The sequence below is a fragment of the Gemmobacter caeruleus genome (assembly GCF_008271655.1).
GTDB classification, from domain to species: domain Bacteria; phylum Pseudomonadota; class Alphaproteobacteria; order Rhodobacterales; family Rhodobacteraceae; genus Gemmobacter; species Gemmobacter caeruleus.
Map to the genome: position 1 here is coordinate 1 of NZ_VKKX01000032.1, position 2,990 is coordinate 2,990.

The 2,990-nt window shown below is 58.1% G+C and carries 2 protein-coding genes and 1 pseudogene; 2 read left to right on the top strand and 1 reads right to left on the bottom strand.

The genetic code is table 11. The features are described from left to right. Window positions 1-226 precede the first annotated feature (226 nt). Entirely contained in the window at window positions 227-988 is a 762-nt protein-coding gene (locus tag FOA17_RS10690) for a DeoR/GlpR family DNA-binding transcription regulator (protein ID WP_149141485.1), read from the bottom strand. A gap of 243 nt (window positions 989-1,231) precedes the next feature. On the opposite strand from FOA17_RS10690, the gene glpD reads away from it, so the two are divergent. Both glpD and FOA17_RS20110 read left to right on the top strand, forming a co-directional pair. Next, a complete protein-coding gene (gene glpD / locus FOA17_RS10695) occupies window positions 1,232-2,845 on the top strand; it encodes a glycerol-3-phosphate dehydrogenase (RefSeq protein ID WP_149141486.1) in 1,614 nt (537 codons plus the stop codon). Between the two features lie 13 nt (window positions 2,846-2,858). Beyond that, a pseudogene (locus FOA17_RS20110) lies at window positions 2,859-2,990 on the top strand (ABC transporter ATP-binding protein); the annotation flags it as partial.

Sequence of the window (2,990 nt, forward strand, 5' to 3'; positions counted from 1 at the left end):
TGCGGGCGGCGGCAGCGACGGTCGGTATACAGGTGGTTAGGATGGCCGAGCGTGCGAAACGATTGAGTCAATAAGTGTAGAGGAGGTTCTTGTCAGAACACTATTCGTTGTGGTCGTAGGCGCATTTCAGCCTGCTTGAATCGAAACGGAAGTGGTTGTTGCTTGCTTATTAATTGGCCAAGACCGAGCGATATGGCGTTTGCGCCCAATCCCCTCATGAAACCCATCAACGCGAAACGACCACTCTTGTTCTCCAGGTATCACATGCTGCGGCTAGGTCCGTGGGAAGCGATTGATCCGTGAAGAATGTATCTATGTCCGCTAGAGATGCGATGCGCGCCGGAGCGCTGCGGGCGAGTTTTGTCTGATCCGCCACGAGGAATGTCTTTCGAGATTGGCGCAAGATGGCTTGACTGACGCTGACCTCTTGAATGTCGAAGTCCAGAAGGTCGCCTTCTCTGTCCAGGGCCGAACAGCCGATCACGGCCAAGTCGAATTTGAACTGCCGGATAGTCTCGGTGGCAAGGTTTCCGACTAAGCCGCCATCGGCGCGGCGTAATTGCCCGCCGGTCACGATGATTTTGCACTCGCTGTTCCCGGCAAGGATGTTGGCCACGTTCATGTTGTTGGTGACCACCATGAGATTTTCATGATGCATCAGTTCCTGCGCAACGGCCTCGGTGGAGGTGCCGATATTGAGAAACAGCGAAATGCCGTTGGGGATCTCGGCGGCACAGGCGCGGGCCATGGCGCGTTTTTCTTCTGCTTTGAGGGCACGGCGTTCTTCATAGCCGATATTGGTTGTGCCTGACGGCAACACCGCCCCGCCATGCACCCGTTCCAGCCGCCCCGCATCGGCAAGATCGGTCAGGTCACGACGAATGGTCTGCAGTGTGACGTCAAAATGCCGGGCCAGCCCTTCGACCGTCACCTTGCCTTCACGACGCGCGATCTCAAGAATTTCGGGATGGCGGAATGTTTGCGACATGATCTGCCTTTTCACCAATGTTCGTTTGTGGCCGGGTCCATGCCGGTTTGGGGCAGGAGAATCGCGAAAAACGAATGGAAAGGCAATAAAAATTCTCCTATTATGCGCTGTGTTGGTTGGATGCGCTCGCGCTTACGTAGGGTAAGTCCTTGATAAAAAGGTAAAAGCATAAAATCGAACACAAACGAACAAATAATTGTTGCGATATGCCGGTGATTCCGTCACAAATGTGGCACAACGCGCATGGAGGAGAATCGCGTGGGACACCCGACCGACACGGAAATCACAGACCTGTTCATCATTGGTGGTGGCATCAATGGGTGCGGGATCGCGCGGGATGCGGCGGGCCGTGGGCTGACGGTGGCGCTGGCCGAGATGAACGACCTTGCTTCCGCCACCTCTTCGGCGTCGACCAAGCTGTTTCACGGCGGGCTGCGCTATCTCGAATATTTCGAATTCCGGCTGGTGCGCGAGGCGCTGATCGAGCGCGAGACGCTTTTGAAGGCGATGCCGCATATCAGCTGGCCGATGCGTTTTGTGCTTCCTTATCATAAAGATATGCGTTTTGAGTCGGATACGCCGACCTCGAAACTGCTCAGCCTGTTCATGCCCTGGATGAAAGGGCGCAGGCCCGCATGGCTGATCCGGCTGGGGCTGTTCATGTATGACCATCTGGGCGGGCGCAAGATCCTGCCCGGGACGTCCACCGTGGAGCTGAGCGCATCCAAAGAGGGCGCGCCGCTGCAGGATCGCTTTGCCAAGGCCTATGAATATTCCGACTGCTGGGTCGAGGATTCGCGCCTTGTCGTGCTCAATGCCCGCGACGCCGAAGCGCGTGGTGCCCATATCATAACCCGCACGCAGGTGGTCAGCGCGACCAGTGAAAACGGCATCTGGCGCATCGAAACGCGCAATTCCGAAAACAATCACGTCCAGACCTTTTATGCCCGGATGCTGGTGAATGCCGGTGGTCCCTGGGTTGGCGACATCATCCAGACCAAGGTGCGGCTCAATTCGCGCGAAGGTGTGCGGCTGGTGCGGGGCAGCCATATCGTGACCCGCAAACTTTACGATCACGACAAGTGCTATTTCTTTCAGGGCACCGATGGCCGGATCATTTTCGCCATTCCCTACGAGACCGATTTCACCCTGATCGGCACCACTGACGCGGAGCATTCCGATCCGTCGACCAAGCCTGAATGCACGCCTGAGGAGCGCGATTATCTGCTGGCGTTTGCCAGCGAGTATTTCAAGCAGACCCTGACCAGTGACGATGTGGTCTGGACCTATTCGGGTGTGCGGCCGCTTTATGATGACGGGGCCAGCAGCGCGACGGCGGCGACGCGGGACTACACACTCAAGGTAGACCGCAGCGCGGGTGCGCCGGTGCTGAATATCTTTGGTGGCAAGATCACGACCTACCGTCGTTTGGCGGAAAGTGCGCTGGAAAAGATCGCGGGCGAACTGACCGTCACCAAAGGGCCGTGGACGGCCGGCGTGCCCTTGCCGGGCGGAGATTTCGCAGTTGACGGGTTCGAGGCGCTTGTGCGGGAGGTGCGGGAGCGTTTCGACTTTCTGAGCGACCGCTGGGCGCGGCGGCTGGTGCGGGCCTACGGGACGGAGGCCGTTGCCGTTCTTGGGGATGCGAAGACGGCCGATGACCTCGGCAAGGACTTTGGCGCGACCCTGACCGAAGCCGAAGTGCGCTGGCTGATGACACATGAATATGCGCACACGGCAGAGGACGTGATCTGGCGGCGCAACAAGCTCGGCCTGCGCATGACGGATGAGCAAACCCAAGCGCTTGATGACTGGATGACGCAACACCGCCAATCCAATCCCGCGGCGGCGGAATAAGGAGGAGGACCTGATGACGCTGGAACTAAGGGGCGTATCAAAGACCGTCGAGGGGCAGACACATATCTACCCGACGGATCTGACGCTGGAAAAAGGCACGATGAATGTGCTGCTTGGGCCGACCCTGTCGGGCAAGACATCGCTG